This is a genomic window from Flavobacterium phragmitis (assembly GCF_900112575.1).
In the GTDB taxonomy this organism is placed as follows: domain Bacteria; phylum Bacteroidota; class Bacteroidia; order Flavobacteriales; family Flavobacteriaceae; genus Flavobacterium; species Flavobacterium phragmitis.
Genome location: NZ_FOMH01000008.1, coordinates 19,478 through 44,415, shown reverse-complemented (window position 1 = coordinate 44,415; position 24,938 = coordinate 19,478). Strand labels below are relative to the sequence as shown.

At 34.7% G+C, this 24,938-nt stretch carries 17 protein-coding genes; 14 read left to right on the top strand and 3 right to left on the bottom strand.

Annotated features, from left to right (window positions below; genetic code table 11):
* Window positions 1-21: 21 nt before the first annotated feature.
* Window positions 22-1,353, bottom strand: a complete 1,332-nt coding sequence (locus tag BM289_RS15040; RefSeq protein WP_091494987.1) for a S41 family peptidase — start codon at window positions 1,351-1,353, stop codon at window positions 22-24.
* 2 nt (window positions 1,354-1,355) lie between these two features.
* Window positions 1,356-1,796, bottom strand: coding sequence for a MarR family winged helix-turn-helix transcriptional regulator (locus BM289_RS15035; RefSeq protein WP_091494985.1), 441 nt, complete (start codon window positions 1,794-1,796; stop codon window positions 1,356-1,358).
* 307 nt (window positions 1,797-2,103) lie between these two features.
* Between BM289_RS15035 and BM289_RS15030 the strand changes: the two genes are divergently transcribed.
* The 3 genes from BM289_RS15030 to BM289_RS15020 all read left to right on the top strand — a co-directional run bounded on the left by BM289_RS15030 (window position 2,104) and on the right by BM289_RS15020 (window position 7,835).
* Window positions 2,104-5,019 carry a PQQ-dependent sugar dehydrogenase gene (locus BM289_RS15030; protein WP_091494983.1) on the top strand — a complete coding sequence of 972 codons (2,916 nt, stop codon included), beginning with the start codon at window positions 2,104-2,106 and terminating at the stop codon, window positions 5,017-5,019.
* Between the two features lie 92 nt (window positions 5,020-5,111).
* Window positions 5,112-7,022: a fumarate reductase/succinate dehydrogenase flavoprotein subunit gene (locus BM289_RS15025; RefSeq protein WP_091494981.1), complete on the top strand. Its 1,911-nt coding sequence runs from the start codon at window positions 5,112-5,114 to the stop codon at window positions 7,020-7,022.
* A gap of 66 nt (window positions 7,023-7,088) precedes the next feature.
* A complete protein-coding gene (locus tag BM289_RS15020; RefSeq protein WP_091494979.1) occupies window positions 7,089-7,835 on the top strand; it encodes a succinate dehydrogenase/fumarate reductase iron-sulfur subunit in 747 nt (248 codons plus the stop codon).
* A 193-nt stretch (window positions 7,836-8,028) separates the two neighbouring features.
* Here BM289_RS15020 and BM289_RS15015 read toward each other — a convergent pair whose 3' ends face one another.
* On the bottom strand, window positions 8,029-8,778 hold the full coding sequence (locus BM289_RS15015; RefSeq protein WP_091495394.1) for a 4-hydroxy-tetrahydrodipicolinate reductase: 750 nt from the start codon (window positions 8,776-8,778) through the stop codon (window positions 8,029-8,031).
* A 394-nt stretch (window positions 8,779-9,172) separates the two neighbouring features.
* Between BM289_RS15015 and BM289_RS15010 the strand changes: the two genes are divergently transcribed.
* The 11 genes from BM289_RS15010 to BM289_RS14960 all read left to right on the top strand — a co-directional run bounded on the left by BM289_RS15010 (window position 9,173) and on the right by BM289_RS14960 (window position 24,819).
* Window positions 9,173-9,604, top strand: a complete 432-nt coding sequence (locus tag BM289_RS15010; RefSeq protein WP_091494977.1) for a DUF1810 domain-containing protein — start codon at window positions 9,173-9,175, stop codon at window positions 9,602-9,604.
* Between the two features lie 171 nt (window positions 9,605-9,775).
* Entirely contained in the window at window positions 9,776-10,102 is a 327-nt protein-coding gene (locus BM289_RS15005) for a hypothetical protein (protein WP_091494975.1), read from the top strand.
* A 182-nt stretch (window positions 10,103-10,284) separates the two neighbouring features.
* Window positions 10,285-10,980 carry an ABC transporter ATP-binding protein gene (locus BM289_RS15000; protein WP_091494971.1) on the top strand — a complete coding sequence of 232 codons (696 nt, stop codon included), beginning with the start codon at window positions 10,285-10,287 and terminating at the stop codon, window positions 10,978-10,980.
* Between the two features lie 2 nt (window positions 10,981-10,982).
* Entirely contained in the window at window positions 10,983-13,280 is a 2,298-nt protein-coding gene (locus BM289_RS14995; protein ID WP_091494969.1) for a TonB-dependent siderophore receptor, read from the top strand.
* Between the two features lie 5 nt (window positions 13,281-13,285).
* On the top strand, window positions 13,286-14,728 hold the full coding sequence (locus BM289_RS14990) for an ABC transporter permease (protein WP_091494967.1): 1,443 nt from the start codon (window positions 13,286-13,288) through the stop codon (window positions 14,726-14,728).
* Between the two features lie 2 nt (window positions 14,729-14,730).
* Window positions 14,731-16,080 carry a DUF3526 domain-containing protein gene (locus BM289_RS14985; protein ID WP_091494965.1) on the top strand — a complete coding sequence of 450 codons (1,350 nt, stop codon included), beginning with the start codon at window positions 14,731-14,733 and terminating at the stop codon, window positions 16,078-16,080.
* 677 nt (window positions 16,081-16,757) lie between these two features.
* Window positions 16,758-17,357: an RNA polymerase sigma-70 factor gene (locus tag BM289_RS14980; protein WP_091494963.1), complete on the top strand. Its 600-nt coding sequence runs from the start codon at window positions 16,758-16,760 to the stop codon at window positions 17,355-17,357.
* A 67-nt stretch (window positions 17,358-17,424) separates the two neighbouring features.
* A complete protein-coding gene (locus BM289_RS14975) occupies window positions 17,425-18,531 on the top strand; it encodes a FecR family protein (RefSeq protein WP_091494961.1) in 1,107 nt (368 codons plus the stop codon).
* Between the two features lie 16 nt (window positions 18,532-18,547).
* Window positions 18,548-21,901, top strand: a complete 3,354-nt coding sequence (locus tag BM289_RS14970; protein ID WP_244165384.1) for a SusC/RagA family TonB-linked outer membrane protein — start codon at window positions 18,548-18,550, stop codon at window positions 21,899-21,901.
* A gap of 4 nt (window positions 21,902-21,905) precedes the next feature.
* Entirely contained in the window at window positions 21,906-23,366 is a 1,461-nt protein-coding gene (locus BM289_RS14965; protein WP_244165383.1) for a RagB/SusD family nutrient uptake outer membrane protein, read from the top strand.
* Window positions 23,353-24,819 carry a hypothetical protein gene (locus tag BM289_RS14960; protein ID WP_091494955.1) on the top strand — a complete coding sequence of 489 codons (1,467 nt, stop codon included), beginning with the start codon at window positions 23,353-23,355 and terminating at the stop codon, window positions 24,817-24,819. Before BM289_RS14965 ends, BM289_RS14960 begins: the two co-directional genes overlap by 14 nt.
* Window positions 24,820-24,938: the final 119 nt, after the last annotated feature.

Below are 24,938 nucleotides of genomic sequence, written 5' to 3'. Positions count from 1 at the left end.
TGTTTTATAAAATTCTGGTACTTAATCTTTCTTATAGATTCTTTCCTGTCCATCACGATAGATTCTTTTAATTGCAGTAACTGTGTTATTTTCGAAAACAATTTTTATACGGTAATCATCAGTTCCATCTACTATAAATAAATCAGATTCCAATGGTGTCAGCAAAAGTGTGATGATGTTGTTCCACCTAAAATAGAGATTATTATTTTCAAAAACCAATTCAGATTTTCCAAATTTACCCTCATAAGACTTTAAAAGTGTACTATCAATAACAAAAGGTTTCTGTCTATTTTTGACAACTGGAACAAACCAATTAAGATCATTTGCATTATCTTTATTTTGTTCTGATACATTTTTCAATGCTAATAAATGAGCAGTGCTTATCGCTTCTTCACTTTTACATAACACATCGGGCATAACTCCTTTTCCTTCAAAGTCGTTATTAGTAATTGGGTCTTTGACCTCTCCAAACGGAATATTTACAGAAAAGCCGTTAGCCAATACCGTTCTGGTGATAGGATGGGCACCTCCAGCCGTTTTTTCGCCAACAATAGTAACGCGTTTTAAATTTTGAAGAGAATAACTCATCCATTCGGCGGCAGAAAAAGTACCGCCACTTGTTAAAATATAAATTGGAACTGCATCTAATCGTTTTCCAGGAACAGATGGCAATAACCACATTTCTCTTTCCACTTTCTTTCTGTTTTCTTCAAAATAATAGTATTTATAAAGCGGTAATTCTTTGTTTGAGAAAAAATAACTGCTGATGAATTGTCCCATTTCCATAGCGCCGCCGTTATTTTTACGTAAGTCAATTAATAATGCATCTGTATTATTAAGGAATTGCATTAATGAAGCAGCAGTTTCACTTGCAATTGCCGGATCTTCAAAATAATTAAACTCCAAATAACCAATATTCCCTTCCAAAATTCTAGCTTGCATAAAGCCAAAATTCTTCTTTTTAGCTTCGATTAATTCTGTTGCTTTAATCTTTTCCTGTGTCTCTTTTTCTTTGATTTTTTGCTGGCTTTCTGCCCAAGCAGGTTCATACATAACCCTAAAATGCAAATCTTTACTCGCTTCTATTAAATCCGCACTAAGCTTTGAAGCAAATTCATTTGGAAGCAAAATATTTTTATAGTTTCCTTTTTTTAAATTTTCATTCAGTTTTTTACTGATTTCTCCAATTGTTTTGGGTCTTATGTAAAATTCTTCCAGTTTTTTAGATAATGAATCTATAACCTGCTTTTTATCTAAATCTGATAAATTGATTTCTTTCTTTTGAGCTGTTGCATTTTCTGAATATAAACCAATCAAAAATACAAACAACAACAGTGTAATATTTTTTTTCATTTTTATGAAGTTTTACAATTTGAAATTATTTTATGAAGAATTCGATCAAGCTGTTCAATTTCTTCCGCAGACAAACCATCGAGTGCCGTTTTCCGGTTTAAATTAAAGACAGGAGTCAGCAAATCTATTGTATGCAAACCTTTTTCGGTAATTACAAGCTTTGATTTTCTTTTATCTAATTCATTTTCTTCTCTAACCAGATAATCTTTTTTAACCATTAATTCAATAATTCTAGTAACAGAAGCATTGTCCTTAAAAATGAGTCTTGCCATCTCGATTTGAGAAATATTTGAATTATCATTCAGGATAATTAATACCAAACACTGATCAACTGTAATATCACTCACTATTTTTTGAATGTTTTTCTGGCAAATTTTCCTGTACTCCTTTATAGTCTGTTCAATAGTATAAAGTACGGTACCAGTTGGTGTTTTCTTCTTCATTTTTATGCAATTAATTGATATATCAAATATAATTATTTATTTGATATATCAAACAAATAAAATAAACAATTGCACAAAATAGATTAAGCACTTCAAAGATTTTTCATTTTTACTGAGACTTTTTAGAGCATTTGAAGTACAATCAAAACACTACAAAAACTTTACAGAAAAATTATAACTATCAAGTATTCTTGAATGCAGCAATGCCATCATTTTGTCATTATTGAAACATAACACCTGAATAACAAACAATTACGCACAAAAGAATTAAATTTGAGTACCCAAATCAAAAAAATCCTGAATAAATATGAAAAAAAATCTACTACTTAGAATCCAAAAACTACTTAGGCAATTATTACTTATTGTAATATTATTTATTTCCTCACTATCCTACTCACAATATATTACCCAAAACCTTGCTCCTACTGCAGTAATAAGAGAAGGACTCGCTTTGGAACAATCTTCTGATGGAAGAATTTTTATAGCAGAAAGAGGCGGTATCGTAAAAGTATTCCAGAATAGTGTGGTTTCAACTGTGTTTACCGTGACAACTGTAACTGACAACGAACAAGGTTTACTCGGACTTACATTACATCCGAATTTCACTTCGAACGGATACATTTATGTTTTTTATTCTATAAATGATGCCAATGTAATTCGTCATAGAATTGAACGAATTAAGATTGATGCCAACAATCAGGTTGTTAGCAGGCAAGAAATCTTGCTTTTGGAGCCAATTGGTGGCGGATTTCATAATGGCGGTGACTTAAAATTCTTTAATGGTTACCTATATGTCACTGTTGGTGACAGTCAGCTGAATACCAATTCTCAGAACTTAGATACTTATAAAGGAAAAATTCTTCGTCTGACAGAGGACGGAGAACCTGCTCCTGGAAATCCTTACTATGGAAGCGGTTCTATACAAAGACAAAGCATCTGGGTATATGGCTTTAGAAATCCGTGGAGATTAGTTGCTAATGAAACTGCCAACAAACTTTTTGTTTTAGATGTAGGAACTTCATGGGAAGAAGTAAATGAAATCAGTAATCCCACTATTCGTAATTATGCCTGGGGACATCCGCAGGGAGGCGACGGAAAACAAACCGAAACCAATTTATTTACGAATCCAATCTTTACATACGCAACTGGAAGTATTGGAAATGCCTTGACTAATGGCGTACTTTATAATCCAACTATATCACGTTATCCAAATCTTCAGGGAAAATTTATCATTAAAGATTTTGTCCGAACAGAAATCAGATCATTTGACCCAAATATTGCCGATCCAGTTTCAACCGTCTTTTTTACCGCTCCACAACAGCAGGCGTTGGGAATGATGTTAGGAAACGATGGATACATTTATTATTGTGCTTATGGAAACAACGGTTCCTTAATCAAACTCGACTATATTGAAACTGCTGCCCCAACAATAGTAAACCATCCACTCTCTCAGTCTATAATGGAAACCAATCCTGTAACTTTTACAGTTTCGGCAAGTGGAACTGGTTTAACTTATCAATGGCAGTTTAACAATGTTACTATTAACGGAGCAACTGGGGCAAGTTATACCATTCCAAACGTGACCAATTCAAATGCTGGAAATTACAGAGTTGTGGTGACCAATTCAGCAGGAAATGTAACAAGTAATCAGGCTATTTTAACTGTAACCCCATTTAGCAATGTTCCAACAGTATCCATAATTTCTCCATTACCAACATTAAAATGGAATGCTGACGATATTGTTTATTTTGAAGCCACAGCAAACGATATTGAAGACGGAGTACTTCCCGCAAGCGCATTTTCATGGAGCATGGATCTTTTTCACGAAGACATTCCGGGAGCAGGACATTCCCATCCAGGAGCAAGTCCGCAAGGTGTGAAATCTGGAAATTTCACTGCTTCCAATCAAGGCGAAAAAACGCCAAATGTCTGGTATCGTTTTACCGTAAAAGTAACTGACAGTAATGGATTAACCGCAACAAGTTTTGTGGATATTAAACCTAATTTGGTTGATGTAACGACAACAAGTTCTCCAGTTCCTCTGAATTTAGAATTCAATCAAAAACCTGTTACCGCGCCTTCTACAAAACAAGTTGTAGCCAATGCTGCTTTACAAACGTTAAATGCACCAACTCCTCAGTATGTAGGCAATATTCGCTACGATTTCGATCATTGGAGTCAAGGCGGAACTGCTAATCAAACTTTTAAAGCGCCAGCGACAGGAACAATAACTTACACTGCATTTTACACTCCAACTGTACTTCAAAATGCTCCTTACCAAGGAATAATTGCTCAAATACCAGGTATTATCGAAGCTGAAAACTATGATATTGGTCCAGAGGCAATTTTCGATATAAATGCCGGCGGTGACACTGCCTACAGACCGGGCGACCGAGTTGGAACTGAAGCCTGCAACGAAGGTGGATTTAATCTGGCGTATGTTGTAAAAGATGAATGGTTGAAATATACTGCGAAAGTAAATACGACAGGAAATTATACTATAAATCTGAGAATTGCTACTCCCTACAATACAAGAAAACTACATTTAAAAGTAGATGGCATAAATGCAACCGGAACTGTCAATATACCTAATACAGGAGGTTTTCAGAACTGGCAGACGGTTGCAATTCCAAATATCCCATTGACACAAGGAACTCATGTAATTATGTTATACTTTGAAGAAAATGACATCAATGTAAATAAAATGGAGTTCGTACTTTCTGGAAGTACCACTGCTCCTATTGCCGATTTTGAATTCAGTCCGCAAATGGGCTGTTTAAATACTGCTGTAAATTTCACATCGGTTTCTGTTGGTACTGTTGATTCTTATTCCTGGAATTTTGGCGCAGGCGCACAACCACAAACTGCAACGGGAAATGGTCCTCATGCTGTTATTTTTTCTACTGAAGGAACTAGAAACGTATCATTAACTGTAACAAATTCAAATGGTAACAATACGAAAACGGTTGCTTATATGGTAGAAAACTGCAATTTAGGCGTTGAAAATCCGAATGAAGAATCTAACGAAATTATAGTTTATCCCAATCCGTCAAAAGGAATATTTCATTTGTCAAAGGAATTGGAATGGACTATTTATTCTGTCACAGGGAGTAAAATTAAAGAAGGCACAGGAAATGTTATTTCCATTTCTGAACATCCTTCCGGAATCTATTTCATAAAATCAGACGCAAGCAATAAAGCCATGATAATCAGCAAACAATAATTTTATTTTATAAGATTTTTATAGTATATTAGAGTCTCTAAAGTATAATTGCTTTTTAAAGTTTTGTATCCATTCATTTTAAAACAATAAAAATGATGAAATCAAAAATACCTGAAGGACCTCTTTCTGAAAAATGGAGTACTTATAAAGCGAAAGCCAAACTGGTAAATCCGGCAAATCGAAAAAAGCTTACTATTATAGTCGTTGGTACAGGTCTTGCAGGTGCTTCATGTGCGGCATCTCTGGCAGAACAAGGCTATAATATTAAGTCTTTTTGTTTTCAAGACTCTCCCAGACGTGCCCATTCTGTCGCTGCACAAGGTGGTGTAAATGCAGCTAAGAACTACAAAAACGATGGAGACAGCACTTTCAGAATGTTTTACGATACCATTAAAGGCGGTGATTTCAGATCGCGTGAAGCCAATGTCTATCGTTTAGCCGAATGTTCTGCTCATCTTATTGATCATGCTGTAGCGCAGGGCGTTCCTTTTGCAAGAGAATATGCTGGTTATTTAAACAATCGATCCTTTGGAGGCGTTCAGGTTTCCCGAACCTTTTATGCAAGAGGACAAACCGGACAACAGCTTTTATTGGGCGCTTATCAGGCTCTGGAAAGACAGGTTGCTTTAGGAAAAGTGGCACTGTATACTCGCCACGAAATGCTTGAATTAGTTGTTATTGATGGCAAAGCCAAAGGCATAATAGCGCGAAATCTCGAAACAGGAAAACTAGAACGTCATGTGGCTGATGCCGTTGTACTGGCTTCTGGTGGTTACGGAAAAGTCTATTATTTGTCTACTCTGGCAATGGGCTGTAATAGTTCTGCTGTTTGGAGAGCACACAAAAAAGGGGCTTATATGGCTGGTGTGAGCTGGATTCAGTTTCATCCTACTTCACTCCCGCAGCATGGTGAAAATCAGTCCAAACTGACTTTAATGTCAGAATCACTTCGAAATGACGGACGCATTTGGGTTCCTAAAAGAGCAAATGATGAAAGAACTGCCAATTCCATTCCCGAAGAAGAACGAGATTATTATTTAGAACGCCGTTATCCTTCTTTTGGAAATCTAGCGCCAAGAGATATTTCTTCCCGTGCCGCCAAAGAAAGAATCGATGCTGGACATGGCGTGGGTCCAATGAAAAATGCTATTTATCTCGATTTCTCTGATGCCATAAAAGCTCAGGGAAAAGATAAAATCGAAGCTAAGTACAGTAACCTTTTTACCATGTATGAAAAGATTACTGGAATAAACGCTTATAAAGAACCAATGTTAATCTCTCCTTCTGCACACTTTACAATGGGCGGATTATGGGTCGATTATGAATTAATGACCACAATTCCAGGTTTATTTGCTTTAGGCGAAGCCAATTTTGCCGATCATGGTGCCAATCGTCTTGGTGCAAATTCATTGCTTCAGGCTTGTGTCGACGGTTATTTTATTGCACCTTACACGATTCCAAATTATTTAGCTGGCGAATTAAACGCAACAAAATTTGATATTTCACATCCTGCTTTTGAAGAAGCTGAAAATACTGTCAGAAGACAATTAGATCGTTTTTTGCATACCAACGGAACACTTTCAGCAGATTATTTTCATAAAAAAATCGGTCGTCTTCTCTACGAAAAATGTGGTCTTTCCAGAAACAGAAAAAATCTCGAAGAAGCCATAATTGAAATTAAAGAATTGAAAGCTTCATTTGAAAAAGACCTCAGAATTACAGGCGATAACACTTTAAACAGTGAACTGGAAAAAGCTGGCCGAATTGCCGATTACATAGAATTAGCCGAATTAATGTGCTACGATGCCTTACAACGTGAAGAATCCTGTGGCGCACATTTCAGAGAAGAATACCAAACTACAGATGGAGAAGCCGTAAGAAATGATGAAGAATTCTGTTACGTTTCGGCTTGGGAATGGAAAGGACAAAATAAAGAACCAGAACTTCATAAAGAACCTTTAGTCTTCGAAGCGGTAGAACTTGCGGTTAGAAGTTATAAATAAGTTAGGAGTTAAGGGTTAAGAGTTATAAAGAACTAAGGGCAACAACAAACAACAAACATAAGTACCATGAAACTTTATCTAAAAATTTGGCGACAGTTTGATACTTCATCAAAAGGAGAAATGACAGATTATGAAATTGATGGAGTTTCAGAACATATGTCTTTTCTTGAGATGTTGGATCTCCTAAACGAAAACCTAATTCAGCAAGGCGAACGAGTTATCGAATTCGATCACGATTGCCGGGAAGGAATTTGCGGACAATGCGGTGTTATGATTAATGGAAGAGCACATGGGCCTTTAAGAAATACCACAACCTGTCAGCTTCATATGCGAAGTTTTAAAGATGGTGATACAATTTATATTGAACCCTTTCGCGCCAAAGCTTTTCCCGTTTTACGCGATTTAAAGATTGACCGAAAAGCATTTGATACTATTATTGCTTCAGGAGGTTTTATAGGAGCCTCGACAGGACAAGCACCGGAAGCCAACAGTATTCCTATTTCTTATGAAACCGCAGAAGAAGCTTTTGATGCCGCTGCCTGTATTGGTTGTGGCGCCTGTGTAGCTTCCTGCAAAAATGCCAGCGCCGCTTTGTTCGTAGGAGCCAAAATAACGCATTTGGCTTTGCTGCCACAAGGAAAAGTAGAAGCTCCCAAACGTGCTCTTAACATGGTCAAACAAATGGATCTTCAAGGTTTTGGAAACTGCTCCGATACAAGAGCCTGTGAAATTGAATGTCCACAGGGAATTTCGGTTCTCTCTATTGCCCGAATGAATTTGGAATATATGAAAGCTTTGACTTTTAGGAAATAGCTATGTATGATTTGTCATTTCGACTGAAAGGAGACCCGAGCAATAGCGAATAGGCGAAGCAAATCACACCAGAAACTCTACAAAGATTGGCGATTCTCTTTGTGTAAATACGAGTGTGATTTCTCCTTTCAGTCGAAATGACAAAAATATGAGAAAAAAAAATTTGTGTCTTCGTGCCTTCGTGGCAAAAAAACTACACTGTAAAATAAGGTGTCAAAATATCTTCAAAATTATACAATCCTTTTTCCTTCTCTTTAATATTTTCGGCAACAAAAATAACTCCGTTTCCAAAAGCTTCTCTCGAAATAGATTCGTGAATTAAACGTACGGTCTGAAAAGGGAATCCAAAAATAACCTCATGTTTTCCAACAATTCCACCCGCTCTAACCGAATTGATATTTTCTTTATCAATATCTAAAGCTTCAGCAATTTTTACCGCTGTTCCAGAGGTTCCCTGCTTGGTTTTAAAATGTTCTTCATTTACTTCGATATCTACCCAAGGCGCTATTTTCTTTAAAAATTTAGATGCAAACAATAAAAAATTAACTCCTAAAGTAATGTTCGGCGACCAAAATACGGTTGTTTTCTTGGCCAGTTTCTTTAAAAACGCCAATTCTTTGTCTTTATAATGTGAAATAGCCGAAATGATTTTTACATTTTTCTTTGCTGCAACTTCTCCATAAGTATAAATTCCTTCACTAGAAGAAAAATCAATAATAACATCGACAGGGTGTTTTTCCAATAACTCATCAATAGAAGTTTTGGAACTAGAATAGATTAAGCCGGGTTCGTCTGACTGCACTCCAAAAAATTCTGGAACTGATCTATGTTCTAAAACGGTACTTTGTCTTAAAACCCATTCCAAGCAGAATTTTTTATTTTCCAATAATATTGAAGCTACTGATTTTCCAGTTTTTCCGAATCCGATTAATCCTATTTTCATAAGCATTTGTTTTTTAAGTGAGCGTATTTTGCTCGTTAGAAAATTGATATCTAAGTGGTAAATATCATTTGAAATTTTAATTCATGACAGCAGTTTTCAAACTACCTGTCTAGTAAAAATAGGAAAATCATAACAGAATTACGAATTAAAACTATATTTTATAACATAAAAATCAATTCTTAGTACGATTTTTTCTATTAAAGCATAATTATTATCGAAAAACTTCTCTTATAATATATAATCTATTTTGTTAGAATTTAGTCTCAAATTTCCAATAATTCTTTTGTAACTTTTTGGTTGAAAACACTGTTAAAAAAAAGAATTTCATACTATACAAGTAAATATATTTTCAGTAGATTTATCACCTGATAGCCCCCAAAAATATCAGTAAGTAATGGCCTACAACAACAATGAACTGCTTCGTTTTTTAGATGCGCAGAACAAATTATATCTGACCGCTCTAGACGAAATTAAAAATGGTAAAAAAGAATCTCCTTGGATGTGGTTTGTATTTCCTCAGATAAAAGGAATGGGTTCCAGCGACACCTCTAAATTTTACGAAATCAAAAATGCAGACGAAGCAATTGCTTTTCTCGAACATCCCATTTTAGGAAAACATCTGGTTGAAATCACTTCCGAATTAATCAAAAAAGAAGAAACAGTCGAGGAAATTTTTGTAACTGATGATATTGAAAAACTAAAATCTTCGATGACTTTATTTGCCAGTGTCCAGAACAGTGAACCGCTTTTTCAGGAAGTTTTGCACAAATATTTTGATGGATCTTCTGACTTTCATACTTTGCAATTATTATACAATAACCTGTAAAATGGGCATGAAATAAGAGTTTACGAATAAACTTTTCAAAAAAATAAAGTTGGTTTTAGAATATTTCAAAATCAGATATCTATCTTTGCAACACTGTTGCGTTTTTAATGCCACTAAAAAACCAGCTGTTTATTTGGAGTGAAGAAGCGATTTTTAATTATCAATTTCCTTATGTCTATTGTAGTATTGTCCGCAATGCTATTTCAGACTATGCATTCCTATGAACATGTTTTTAAACAGTTTGCAGAAAAACCTTGTGAGCATCATACCAATGCCAATCAAAAAGAAATTACGCATAGCCACGATGTAGATAGTAAATGTCATGTTTGTCATTTTGCATTCAGCATTTATATTCCGAATACATTTGAAGCTGTAATTGTTCAGAAAATACAAATTGAAACCAAAGCTGTATTAGCTTTCACTCAAGCTGTCTCTGCATTCTTCAAAGGCAGTTTATTTGCATTAAGAGCGCCTCCTGCTGTTCTAGGTTTACTTTGATTTATACATTTTGTAAAAACTCTCTTTTTATTCCGTTTGTTTGAAAAAGAGTTATTAATGCATTTACGCTTTAGCGAATAAACCGATGTAAACCTCCATTCAAATCTCAAATTCTTTTGATGCACTTTAGACATGCGTCATGAAATACTTTTATTTAAAAAAATTAATCCAAATACGAAAATATGCTTACAGCTGAAAATCTCACCAAAAAATATGGTGATTATACTGCTTTAAATGCCCTAAATTTAACGATTAAAGAAGGCGAAATATTTGCTCTTTTAGGACAAAATGGCGCTGGAAAAACCACTACAATTAATTTATTTCTAGGTTTTATAGAACCTTCTGAAGGAACTTTAACCATCAATAATATTCCGGTTACCTTAAACGCAAAAACTACCAAAGAATTTGTGGCTTACATTCCGGAAACCGTCATGCTTTATCCAAACTTATCCGGTTTAGAAAACCTTAAATTTTTCTCTTCGCTGGCAGGTTTTAAATACTCAAAAGGAGAACTGACTTATTTCTTAAACAAAGCAGGTTTACAAGTTAAAGCTCATGATCAAAATTTGGGCGGTTATTCTAAAGGAATGCGTCAAAAAGTGGGAATCGCGATTGCTATTGCTAAAAGAGCTAAAGTACTTTTGCTGGACGAACCTACAAGTGGTTTAGATCCAAAAGCTTCCAACGAATTCTCTCAGATTTTAAAAGAACTTTCGGCAGACGGAACGGCTATTTTAATGGCCACTCACGATATTTTTAGAGCCCGTGAAGTGGCTTCACATATCGGAATTATGAAACAGGGAAATCTTGTAACGGTTATCGAAGCGGATAAAATTTCGGCCAACGAACTGGAAGATTTGTATTTACAAACCGTTTAGAAATGAAAAACACACTTTCTTTACTTTTTATAGTAAGTACCATTTCCGTTGTAAAAGCACAAAACGGCGGAAAAGTAAGAGACAGCATTTCTAAAGATTCTTTGGTATTAGAATCCAAAAGAAATGAATTGCAGACTGTTGAAATTATTGGGCGCTCAACGCGAAAGTACAACAGCGATTATTCTTTTTCTGCAACCAAAACAGCAACATTAAACAAAGATATTCCGCAGTCCATTTCGACCATAACCAAAGAATTAATTGCCGATAAAAATGCCATTTATCTCGCTGATGTTGTAAAAATGACAAGCGGTGTAATTCCGGCGAGTTATTACAATCAATATACCATTCGAGGCATCAGCCAGAATGAAGAAGGACAGATTATTAACGGAATGCGAACAAGACAATATTATTTCCTACAGCCCTTAACGAGTAATATTGAACGTGTTGAAGTTATCAAAGGGCCTTCGAGCGCCACATTTTCGTCTGTAGATCCTGGAGGAAGTATCAATATGGTGACCAAAAAACCTTTAGCAACTGATCGAAAAGAAGTCAGTCTTTCTGTTGGAAGTTTTAGCACTTTACGCGGAACTTTAGATTTTACAGGACCTATAAATGAGTCCAAAACACTTTTGTATCGTGTAAACGGAGCGTATCAGGAAGCAAAATCGTATCGTGATTTGGTGAACAATAAATCGTTCCTGTTTTCGCCTTCCTTCAGTTATATTCCAAATGAAAAAACGGCTATCAATACCGAATTAATTTTGAGCAACATGACTGGAGTTTTAGATCGCGGACAACCTATTTTCGGCGCTGTAGCCGGAAAAACAGATTTAAACAAAACGCCAATCAGTTTAAATTTGGGAGCTTCAGGAGATTTTTTCAAATCAAAAGAAATGATTTTGATGACCAATTTTGCGCATAAATTTTCTTCGAAAGTGGGTTTCAATGCTTCTTATATGAAACAGACTTGGACAGAAGATCTTCAAGAACACCGCACCACAAATGCTTTTGCCGTTGATATAAACAATCAGCCTGTGACAAGTCTTGCGATGATGCAATATGTACAGCGCCATCAATATTGGGATATTGACAATTTAAGTGCTTATTTAAATTTTGATTTTAAGACCGGAAAGCTCAATCATAAACTATTGACAGGATATGATCTCAGCAGCTGGAATAAAAACAAAGGAGGCGGACAAAATGCAGCAAGAGGTTATTTGTTAAACGATGGTACTGTAGCTAATTCTTTTGTTCCTGCAAATGCCTCTAATTATCAAACCGTAACTGTTAATGGTGTTGTACTGCCAAAACCAAATGTCAATTTCTTTGATTTAAACAATCCGTCTTATGCTTTACGAAATACGCAGGATTATATTTTAAATGTTCGTACAGCACTTCCATCAGCATTAACTACAACAAATGCTGTGTACATTCAGGATCAGATTCAGTGGAATAAATTCATTTTTTTATTGGGATTAAGAAACGAATGGTTCGAAGACATTACGAATTATGAAACTAATAATGAATTAACTGTTAAAAAAACGGCATTACTTCCAAGAATTGGGATTACTTATGCAATAAACGAGGCAATTAACTTTTACACGACCTATCTTGAAGGTTATCAACCACAGTCTAATACAGTCACTTTAATGCCTCAAACAGGAAGTCTGCCTGGAGGAAGTTTATTTAAACCATTGAAAAGTGATTTAAAAGAGTTTGGTATGAAAGCCGTTTTCTTCAATAAAAAAGTAAGTTTTAACGCAGCCGTTTACGAGATTAATCAGCGAAATATTTTAATGAATGCCAATGATCCTGTAAACCCTGACTTACTGGTTACAAGAGGTTCCGAAAGAAGCCGTGGTTTTGAATGCGATCTAGCAGGATATATTACTCCAGACTGGCAGATAAATGCCTCTTACAGCTATATTGATGCTGAAATTACCAATGATGCCAATGTTGCATTAATTGGACAGAGAAAACAAAATACGCCAAAAAACAGTGCTAATCTCTGGACACGCTACAACTTTAATTCTGATTCGATTTTGGATGATTTCGGAATTGGTTTTGGAATGCAGTATCAAAGCAGTAAAGTGCCTTGGTTTACAAGAGATTTTACGCTTCCCGATTTTACCATTTTTGATGCCGCTATTTATTATAAACCAAACGGAAGCAATATGCAGATTGCCTTAAACGCCGGAAATCTTCTAAACAAAACCTATTGGCTGGGCGCACAAAATTATTTGAGATTGTTTCCGGGAAGTCCGCGAAACGTAAATCTTACCGTAACTTATAGATTTTAATTGATATGAAAATAGTACAATCAGAAATCCTGATAGCCAGACATTTTAGAAAATCTATTTTTAAAAATCCTGCTATCTATATCATAACTGCTTTCATTGGCATTTTGCTTTTATATGCGGCTTTTACAGGCTGGGACAATTACAAAAGCCAAAATGAAACGAGCGAAAAATACCAACACGAATCTCGTGAAGACTGGTTAAAAAATCCAGATAAGAATCCGCATCGAATGGCGCATTACGGCAATTTTGCCTTTAGAAAAAGCACGCCTTTGAGTGTTTTCGAATTCGGAATGGAACCTTTTTTCGGAAATGCTATTTTCCTTGAAGCGCACAAACAAAATACTGCCAATTTCTCTGAAGCCGGTTTTTCAAACAGCATGCTTCGTTTCGGAGAAATCAGTATTGCGATGGTTTTACAGGTTTTATTACCGTTGCTAATTTTCTTTTTAGGTTTTAATGCCATTGCTTACGAACGTGAAAACGGAACTTTAAAAATTCTTTTAACGCAGGGAATCAACTGGAAACAGCTTTTAATTGGAAAAACTTTAGGAATTGCCAGCGTAATCATGCTGCTCTTTGTTCCAACCATTATCGTTTTAGTTTTGGTCTGGCTGTTTTTACAAAACTTTTCTATTACAGCAGACGAAACAGTAAAAATGCTTTTGTTCATCCTTTTTCATTTGGCTTATCTCCTATTCTTCTGTGTGATTGCGGTTTTAGTTTCGGCGATAAGCAAAACTTCTAAAAAAGCATTGATTACGCTTATTGGAATTTGGCTGTTATTTACCGTTATTCTGCCAAGAACTACACAGGCAATCGGCGCTTATATTTATGAAGCTCCTTCTAAAATCCAGTTCAACAGTGATATCGAAAAAGATATTTTAAAAGAAGGCGACAGTCATAACCCGAATGATCCGCATTATAAAGCGATTAAAGATTCCTTGCTTTTGGTTTATAAAGTCGATTCGGTACAGCAACTTCCGTTCAATTATTCGGGATTTATTATGACCGAAGGCGAAAAAATAAGCTCGAGAATTTATAACGAACATTTAGCGGCACTTCTAAAGATTTATAAAAAGCAAAATAGCTTTTCTAAAACCGTTTCTTTTTTGAATCCGTACATCGCCATCAAAAATCTATCGATGGGATTATCGAATACCGATTACGAATCGTATATCGATTTCCAAAAACAAGCCGAAGATTATCGTTATGCAATGGCTCAGAAAATGAATGCTTTGCAGATCAAATACATCAGCAATACAAAATCGGATAAACCAAAAATTATAGGAAAAGAACATTGGGCAGAAGTCGATGAATTTCATTATGAACCAGAAAAAATTGGAACGGTTCTCAAAAACGAAATTGTCTCTATCATTTCAACTCTGCTGTGGATTGCTGCACTTTTTATTTTGATTAGAATCGCGTCCCATAAACTTAAAGCTATTTAATTATGTTGTCATTATTATTCAAAAATTTCATTCGGTCAAAAGGGACTAAAATTGGATTGCTTTTTCTGTTATGCATAGGTTTTATAAGTCTTTTAATTGGAAAACAGTTTCAGGATAAGCAAGAAAAAAGTATTCAGGAAGCAACGATTTATCAGAAAGAACATATTGCCAGAAATGCAGCGTTTCATAAGGACGAAATAGGACTTTTGTTATATTATATTAAGTTCTCTTTAGTCAATAACACATTCCCCATAAACAGTTTAGCCATTGGCCAGCGCGATGTTAATCCTTCCATTCAAAATGTTACCATTCGTGGTTTAGAAGGTCAGAAATACGATACAGAACTTAATAATCCGAACAATCTTTTGTCTGGAAATATCGATTTTAGTTTTGTATTGGTCTATTTATTTCCGTTGCTGATTATTGCTTTTTCTTATAATGTTATTTCCGAAGAAAAAGAAAGCGGTACTTGGAAAATTGTGGCAACGCAGAGTCAGAATACTTTCAAATATATTCTGCAATTGTTTTATGTTAGGATTTTGAGCTTGATTGCTTTGTTTACGGTTTTGCTATTTACTGCTGTTTTGTTCTTAAACATTCCGTTAGATCAATCTTTTTTTGTTTTCTTCGGAATCGGAATTCTTTATATATTATTTTGGTTTGTGGTTTGTTTTTTCATTGTTTCGCTGCAAATGCATTCTAATGTTAATGCTGTTTCATTGCTTACCATCTGGCTGTTTTTAATCATTATTGTTCCAGCAGGAATTAATGCTTTTATCGTAAATAAATACAAAATTCCAGAAGCTTTAGAACTAACTATAACACAGCGAAATGCTTACCACGAAAAATGGGATACAGATAAAAATGAAACTATGGAGAAGTTTTATAAACATTATCCGCAGTTTAGAACCTACAAATTGGATGAAAAAGCAGAATTTACCTGGCTTTGGTATTACGCCATGCAGCAAATGGGCGACGACGAATCGGCAGTGCAGTCTAAGGAATTGGAAACTAAGTTGGAACAACGAAACCGCACCAGTGAATTGATTGCGCAGTTTATTCCAACGCTTCATACGCAGATTCAGTTAAACGAAATTGCCAAATCGGATTTACATAACCAGCTTTTGTTTTTGAAAAAAACGACTCAATTCCATGAAAAACTTCGTTTGCATTTTTATCCAAAAATTTTTAAAAATGAAGCGGTTGATCAGCAAAAATGGGAGAATTATAAAGTTGAAACATTTAAAGATGCAACAGAAATCAGCTTTTTAAAAGCGTTTATGCCTTTATTGCTTTTCATTTTTGTATTGATTGGTTTCGGATGGAGGAATTTTAATCGTCTAGCTGCTTAATTTTTTTACCGCAAAGTTTTTTTTTAACCGCAAAGAGCGCAAAGGTTAACGCAAAGGTCGCTAAGTTTTTCTTTTAGGCTTTGTTAATAAACTTTGTTTTGAGAGTTCGCAAAGATGGTAAAACATAGCCAATGGTTTCAACCATTGGAACGCAAATATTTTTTTCTTTTCCTATTATTTTAGCCACAGATTTCACAGATTAACACAGATTTAAATCATTTTAATCCTTTAATCTGTGGCTAAAAAAATTCGCAAAGTTTTCTACACAAAGCTTTGCATCCCGATAGCTATCGGGATTACGTTTTTATAAAACCCAACATATCAAAAAAAACTTGCTCCCGATAGCTATCGGGATTGCGATAAAAATCAACGTAACACAATTTTAGTCACAGATTTGTCATTTCGACCATAGGGAGAAATCACACTAGAAATTCCGTTGCTATTGTCGCCAATCTTTATAGATATACGTGTGCGATTTCTCCTTCGTCGAAATGACAAAACTTTATCTTAATTGATACTTTCTAAACCTATTCTGAATAAAATTTCTTCAAACATTCATTAATTTTATTTTATTTAGAATTAATATAAATAAACTTTTATATTTGCCACTTTCTTAGCAGATACAAGTAGTTTTTAAAATTTACTTAATATTGCTTTTTCTAAGTAAATTTCGTTTAATGAACCAAAATAACAGTTTCGAATTAAATCTTTTCAAGTCCTTTAAAGAAGGCGACGAGACTGCTTATACTTTTTTTTACGATAAATATTTTAGAAGAATCCAATCGTTCAGCGTTCAGTTTATTTATGACCAAGACGAAGCTGAAAATCTCGCTCAGGAAGCCCTGTTACACTTATGGCAAAACAAAGAAAACGTTGAATCGCTTAACGGAATTCAGGCTTTCTTGTTTACCTACGCCAAATCGAAATGCTTGAATTTAATTCGTCACAATAAAGTGAAAAACAAATTCAAGAATGACCTCCTTAACCACAAAGAAAGAGAATTGGATATCGAAGTTTTAAATTCTCTTCAATTTGACACTCTAGAATTAACAGAATTAGAACGTATTATTCTGGAATCTATCAGCGAACTGCCTCCAAAAACCCGCGAAGTTTTTATTAAAAAACGCTTCGAGAATAAAAAAAATGCAGAAATCGCCGAAGAAATGGAAGTGACTTTAAAAGCCGTAGAAGCCCATATGACAAAGGCTTTGAAGATTTTAAAGACCAAATTATCCGATTATTTATTCCTGATTTTTATCCTTATTTACAATAATTAAGAATAAAAGGTAGGGTATTTTAATTCTGAAGTGTACTAATAATAGCGAGAAATTTAAAAACGCATTTATGACATCGGAACTCATTTATAAATACTTATCTAATGAAGCTTCAGAACAAGAAGTTGAACAACTTTTTGAATGGATTGAAGCCTCAGAAGAAAACAAAAAGCAATTTATAATTTTAAAAAAGACTTGGGCCTTAACAGCACTTTCTGGAACGATTTCACGTGAAGTTCCTGTTGTTGCATTACAACCAAAAAATAAAATAAGAACGTATTTTAAATACGCGGCCATTCTTGTTGTTTTATTTGGTTTAGGAAAACTAGCTTTTTATTTTAATGAAAGAACAACTGTTTCTAAAGAAATTGTTCTGGAATTAGGCGATGGCCGTTTAGAATTTTTTACCGAAAAAAATCTGAATACATTGGTAAATGATAAAGGCGAACTGGTTGCCAGAAAATTTCCCGATCAGATTGTTTATTTCGGAAAAGTTCAGGACAAAGACGTTTTATACAATACCTTAAAAATTCCGTACGGAAAAACTTTTAAACTTAAACTTTCAGATGGCACTCTGGTAAGTTTAAATTCCGGCACTACTTTACGTTACCCTGAACAATTTGGAATAAATGGAAAAAGAAATGTTTATTTAACCGGTGAAGCATTTTTTGAAGTTGCTAAAGACAAGCAACATCCATTTATTGTACATTCTGATCAGACAGAAATTGAAGTTCTTGGAACGCGTTTTAATGTAAGTGCTTATCCTGAAGACAAAACCGTAAGCAGTGTTTTGGTTGAAGGAAGCATTAAAATGTCTGAAAAAGAAAATCCTTTAAATACTGTTTTGCTAAAGCCTTCCCAAATGGCTATATGGCAGAATCAGTCTAAGAAAATTACAACGAAGAACGTTGAAACTTCTTTTTACGAAGCTTGGACACAAGGTGAACTTGCCTTCAACAACACCCCATTTTCTACGATTACAAAAATAATTGAGCGTACCTACGACGTTGAAATCATCAACGAAAATGCTGTTTTGGCCAAACAGAATTTTACCGGCTCAATTAAAATCAGTGAGTCTAGTGTCGAGAACATTTTAGATCTTCTAAAACGTGACACGCCTTTTAATTATTCTATTGAACAAAAAACAATAACCATTACACCTATTTTCCATAACTAAATAAAACATGACTTTAATGATACCTAATAACTTAAGAAAAATTCTGTTTTTCTTAGCCCTCCTTATATCCAGTTTTAAAGGTTTTGCGCAAAACAAAACGATTACTTTACATGTCAAAAACAAACCTATAAGCCAAATTATCAAATCGATTGAAGCGCAAACTGATTTTAGAATCATTTATAATGCTAAAAAAATAGATGCAGAGCAATTAGCCGATATTGATGTGGATAATGCTTCGTTGGAAACGACTTTAAAAAAGTTATTAAAAGGCACAAATATCTCCTATTACATTCAGAAAAAGCAAGTTTTATTAACCGATGCTACGCCTGTTGACCGATCGAATGCGGATGTTCAGGAAACCGATCGAATTATAAAAGGAACCGTTTACAGCGCAAAAGACAGACAGCCGCTTCCGGGAGCCACAATCCGTATCAAAGGAACCGGAATGGGCGCTATAACTGATTATAACGGAAAATTTGCTTATGAATTAAAAGGAAACAACATTAAAGATCAGGTTCTTGAAGTTGGTTTTTTAGGAATGGAAACGCAGTCTATAAAGGCAGAATATAAAAAAGATTTTGTTTTCTACCTTCAGGAAGTAACCGATGAATTGAATCCTGTTATAGTTACTTCTTCTTATGGTACCACAAAACTAAAAGAAGAAATTGTGGGAAGTATTTCTACGCTGCAAGCCAAAGACATTGCTGTAGAACAAGCTTCTGAAAGTTTTGACAAAATGATTACTGGTCAAATTGCGGGTGTATTAGTTGAAAATACTTCTGGAGTTGGTGGTCCTGTTAAAATTAATATTCGTGGACAAGGTACTTTATCCTCTCTTAATGGTGCTATTACAGGTACTTCCTCTCAGCCCTTAATTATTGTTGATGGTGTTGTAATGAGTGAAGAATACGCTATTGACAGCGGTGATTTTGACGGAAGCGGTATGTATTCTGAAAATCTAGCCAATCCTTTAATGAAAATTGCACCAGAAAACATTGAAACTATTTCTATTTTAAAAGATGCCGCTGCCGTAGGTATTTATGGTGCTGATGGTGCAAATGGTGTAATTTTAATTACAACCAAAAAAGGGAGAAAAGGGAAAACACAATTTGGTTTCTCAAATCAGTTAGGGGTTTCTTCTGCTGTTAACCAAATTAAATACTTAAATGGTGAACAATATACTGAAATAAGAAACGAATACTTAAAAAACACCACTACAAATTATGCTCCAATAACTTACAATGGTGTTAATACAGATTGGTTTAACTTATTGAATAAATCAGGTATTTACAACAAATACAATTTTAACGTTTCAGGTTCTACATCAAAATTTTCATACCGAACAAATGTCAGCTATACCAAAATTGATGAGCCACAGCTTGGTAACGAGACCAAACAGTTAAATGCTGGAATTAATTTAGGATACAGCTCTGGAAAATGGGATATTAATTTAATGCTGAATCCAAGCTTTGTACAAAAAGATGCGCCAAATATTTTTTACAGCTTTGCTTATCTGCCAACCATTTCACCTTATAATGCAGATGGCTCCTACTCAAATATGGGATTAATTGCTTCAACTGGAGGAAATCCGCTGGCGGCGATCGAGCAGAATAAAAATGAAACTCAGACTTTTGGTCTTTTAGGTAGTTTAAATTTATCTTATAAACTGAATAACAATATTAGATTTTCTACTCTTTTTGGTATAGATTACAGCGATAAGGATCAAGATCGTTACTTTTCTGGAGCAAATGAAAGTGGTCAGTTTACTGGTTCTTTTACGCTTAATGGAATTTTATACCCTGCTTGGGGACGCCGACTTCTAAACGAAAGAAATTCAACAAAATGGAACTGGCAGGGACAAGCGTTGTTTAATAAAGATATTACAGAAAATCATGCTGTAGACGGTGTTGTTGGTTTTGAATTAAGTGAAGATAAAACCAATTTTCATTACTCGTCTGGGGTTGGATTCGTAAATCCGGCGACCATCAATAAAATTACAGATGCTATTCGAGATGATAATCCTGCTACGCCAAATGTTGATGAATCTAAAGCTGGACAATCCTATAGAAGTGAAATTAGTTATAACTCTAGAGTTTCAATGTTTTCTCAGATAAATTATAATTATAAAAAACGTTATTATTTACTAGCTAACTATCGTCGTGATCAGAGTTCTGTTTTTGGTGACGATACAGATGTTGCCAACAATGGTGGTCTTGGTGCTGGATGGATTATCAGCAACGAGAATTTTCTTAAATCTAACTCATGGATTGATTTCTTAAAACTAAAGGCCAGCTACGGAACTACAGGTAACTCTAGAATTGGTTCTTATAGATCTAAAGGATTGTATAATGTGGTGCAAAACAGATACAATGGAGGAATTGGAGCCACACCTACTGAAGCTCCAAATGGTCATTTGAGCTGGGAAAAAAACACAAAATTCAACGCTGGATTTGATTTTAATATTTTCAATAGAATTGAACTAACAGTAGAATATTATTATGACGACAAAAGCGATTTAATTACGACAAGAGATATTCCTACTGAAACTGGATACAGCTCTGTACAATTGAACGCGGCAAGCATGTACAATAAAGGTTTTGAATTGACTACAAGAATTAAATGGGTAAAAAGCAATGCTTTTAAATGGACAACAGCGTTCAACATTTCTACTGTAGACAGTAAAGTAACAGATTTGAAAGGTTTGGGAAGCGACTATTCACTAGCCAATTTAGCTTTAGCACAAAAAATTGGTTTCAGCAACAGTACTATTTGGGGAATCAAATGGGTTGGGGTTGATCCTGCAACTGGTCGAGACCTTATCGAAAAAAATGGCAAAATATACGATGCTAAAACATACAATGACACGTATACGATTGCTGACTGGGTGCCAATTGGAGACAAACAAGCTGATGCGTATGGAGGTTTCTTCAACAACTTTACATTTTTTAATAATTTAAGTTTATCTATTAGAGGGGATTATCAAATTGGTGGTGATTTCTTAGTTTCTGATGTTTTGATCGATAAATATTCTAATACATTAAACAGAAACCTTTCTGTAAATGCTTATGATCATTGGAGAAATCCAGGAGATATTGTATCACAATCTGCTGTAACGTCATCTCCTATTTTACCTAATTTAAGCAAATATGTTTATGACGCTACGTATATCAAAATCAGCAATATTAATTTAAGCTATAATGTACCGCTAAAAAATACTTTCCTAGACAATCTTTCTGTTTTTGCTGATGCTACGAATGTGGCCTATTGGTACAAAGAGAAAGCTCCGAAAGGAATGAACGGAATTCGAGAATACCGCTTTACTTATCCGCAGGCAAGAACAATCTCATTAGGAGTTAATGCTAAATTTTAAGACCATGAAATATTCAAAATATCTATCTCTATTTTTCCTGATCTTCTCATTACAAAGCTGTAGTGACTTTTTGGAACAAGAACCTGGAACACAAACTTCTATAGACGAACTTTTACAAAACAAAAAAGGCGTTTTACAAGCTTTGACAGGACTTTATACAGAACTTGAAGCCAATTTACGTGGCGAACGTTATGCGGCTTATGCCGACTTACAAGGAGGAAATATAAAATTTACCCCAACAATATCTGGAGGCAACAGAGGCCAGATTTCTCCGCCAGCAAATCTTGAGCAGGTTTATTCTTTTGATGACTTGGCTTTGACTAGTAATTTCAGGCCATTCTACGACGGAAGTTATGATATTATCAATCAGGCGAACTTGATTTTAGAATACACTCCTCGATTAAACGATGCAACAGATGAAGAGAAAAATCAAATTATGGCCGAAGCATTAACGATTAGAGCTTATGCACATTTTCTGTTATCACTAGTTTACAGTCAGGATTATAAATATACTCCAGATGCTTCTCATTTAGGAATCGTTTACAATACAGAATCTATTAAAGCTGGAATCCAATATCCATCCAGAAAAACTGTTGCTGAAGTATACACGTTAATTATAAAAGATTTGGAAACCGCAATTACTGATTATTCATCAGCATCTCTTCTACCAGGAGCGGCTTATTCCTTATTTAATCGTAATAGTACAAAAGCTTTATTGGCTAGAGTTTATCTTCAAAAAGGCGATTGGAATAATGCTTATAATGTTGCAAACGATGTGATTACAACTTCTGGTGTTGCTTTATCTGCTTCCGCAGATTATGTAGCGCAATGGGCGCAGGCTGATCTTCCTATTTCTGAAATTTTACTGGAGTTTTCTACTCCAAAAGATACAGAAGGCGCTGCCTCATCTTCAATGTCACAAGTTTTTGGATATACCTCTGCTACAAGTTACCAAAAGTATGTTGCCTCAAATGATTTGATTAATTTATACGAAAAAAACGATTTAAGAAAACAATTATTCCTTACGCAATCCTTACAAACTCTGGTAAATGGTATGCTTACAGGTGTTAATTACAATTTCACAAGAAAGTATCAAAACAACGCTGGTTACGTAGCCTTTAGATTAAGCGAAATGTATTTAATCCGTGCAGAAGCCGCTTTAGAAACCAACAGAGCAGATTTAGCAATGGCCGATATTAATACCATCAGAGCTCGTTCAAATGCAAGTTTATTAACCAATACAACCAATCTAAAAGAGAATATCTTTTTAGAAAGAAGAAAAGAATTATGTTTTGAAGGCTTTTTGTTTTTTGATATTGCCCGAAATCATAGAGACATTTCTAGGAATGACGGCTGTATTGCTAATGTATGTAGTTTGACTTATCCGTCATTAAAATATGTACTGCCAATACCAACTTATAATACCAACCTTAACCCTAATTTAAAACAAAATGAATCTTATTAAGACATTCGCAATAGTAATTACCGCATCTTTATTAGCGTCTTGTTCAAAAGACGATTATAAATTAGGTTCTGAAATTGATCCGTTTATCCGTTTTAATTTTTTGGTAAAAACAGATAATACACCTTTAGAATATCCTGCTGTAAATGGTTCTTTGGTGCCCCAATCCACCTATACAAACAACTCTGTCAAAACATTAAAAATCCCTGTAGCCTTAACAGCGCAGTCATTAAAAAATGCCGTGACTGCCAATTTTAGTGCTGTTTCGTCAACTGGTGATAACGAAAGTTTTACTGTAAACCCTGTTAATCAATTAACATTTCAAGGGACTAAACTAACAGATACTATTGCAGTTTCTTTTGATAAAAGATGGTCGGCAAAACAAAGTATTACCTTAAAATTAGAAACAGTATCAGATCCTGAAATTCATATTGGAAATCGAAACACAGAATATCTTAATGATACTTTTAAAATTGAACTAGGAACGATTGCTACCAATTATACTTTTCCAGTAAACCAATATGTTGTAAAAGGTGAAGTTGGCGAAACAATCGATTTTAAAGTGAATTTTCCAAATGGATTCTTTCCTGAAGAAATTGAAAAAGTCTCGATCTTCAAATTTCAAAATGGTTTTGAGTATTCTTTGACTCATGATGATTACGGAGATAACAGAAGTTCTATAACGTACCATTTAACTTTATTGGAAGACATTCAAAACGACGATGCACGTTATGAATCAAAGATTACTTTGGTCAATACAACCAATTACAATGCAACAGGTAATCTTACCTTGACTGTTGTAAAACCAATAAAATCACCAAGAGATATTCAAGCAAATCCGGCTTCTAAATTTACAGACCCAACAAATGCTTTTTATTTGACTTATGGAGAACATTGGTTTAATAATAACGGAAATTGTACATGGCAGACTTTTAACGCTCTGACTTTTCCAGTTGTAGTGACGAAAGACAATGAAAATGCTATTTTGTACAGCGACAAAGGAACAGCAAATCCAAATGATGATGTGTATCATGATGCTTTTAAAATTGGTTTTAACGTTGCGAGCGGCACCAATACTGTAAACTCTTTTGGTTTAAAAAGATGGTTTTCTAACGAAAGTAACTCGGCAGCCATTTCGCCTGGTTTTAATATCACTTCGGCTTTAGAATTTTTCCCAGCAAACGGAACAAGCAAAACTGAAGGAACTGTATTAGTAATTCCACAAGATATTACAATTGGATCTAGTGCTACAAATACTCATGTCATTGCAATTTCTGGCGAAGGAACCTACAAAGAAATCAGTACTGGTTTGTATGAAATCTCATTTGAACTAAAATTAACCAACGAAAAACTTTTTGGAGGAACAGTATCGACACAATACAGAATGTACAACAATAGAACTTATCCTAAACCGGCTGCTTTAAGCATTTCGTGTCCTAAAGAAGTTACGCTTTAGTGATCAGTGATCAGTGATCAGTTATCAGTATTCAGTCGCAGTTGACAGTCTGGAACTTTTCAAACTTTGTTAAAGTTTTTAGACTTTGACAAAGCTTTTAGCATAAAAAAAATGTTTCA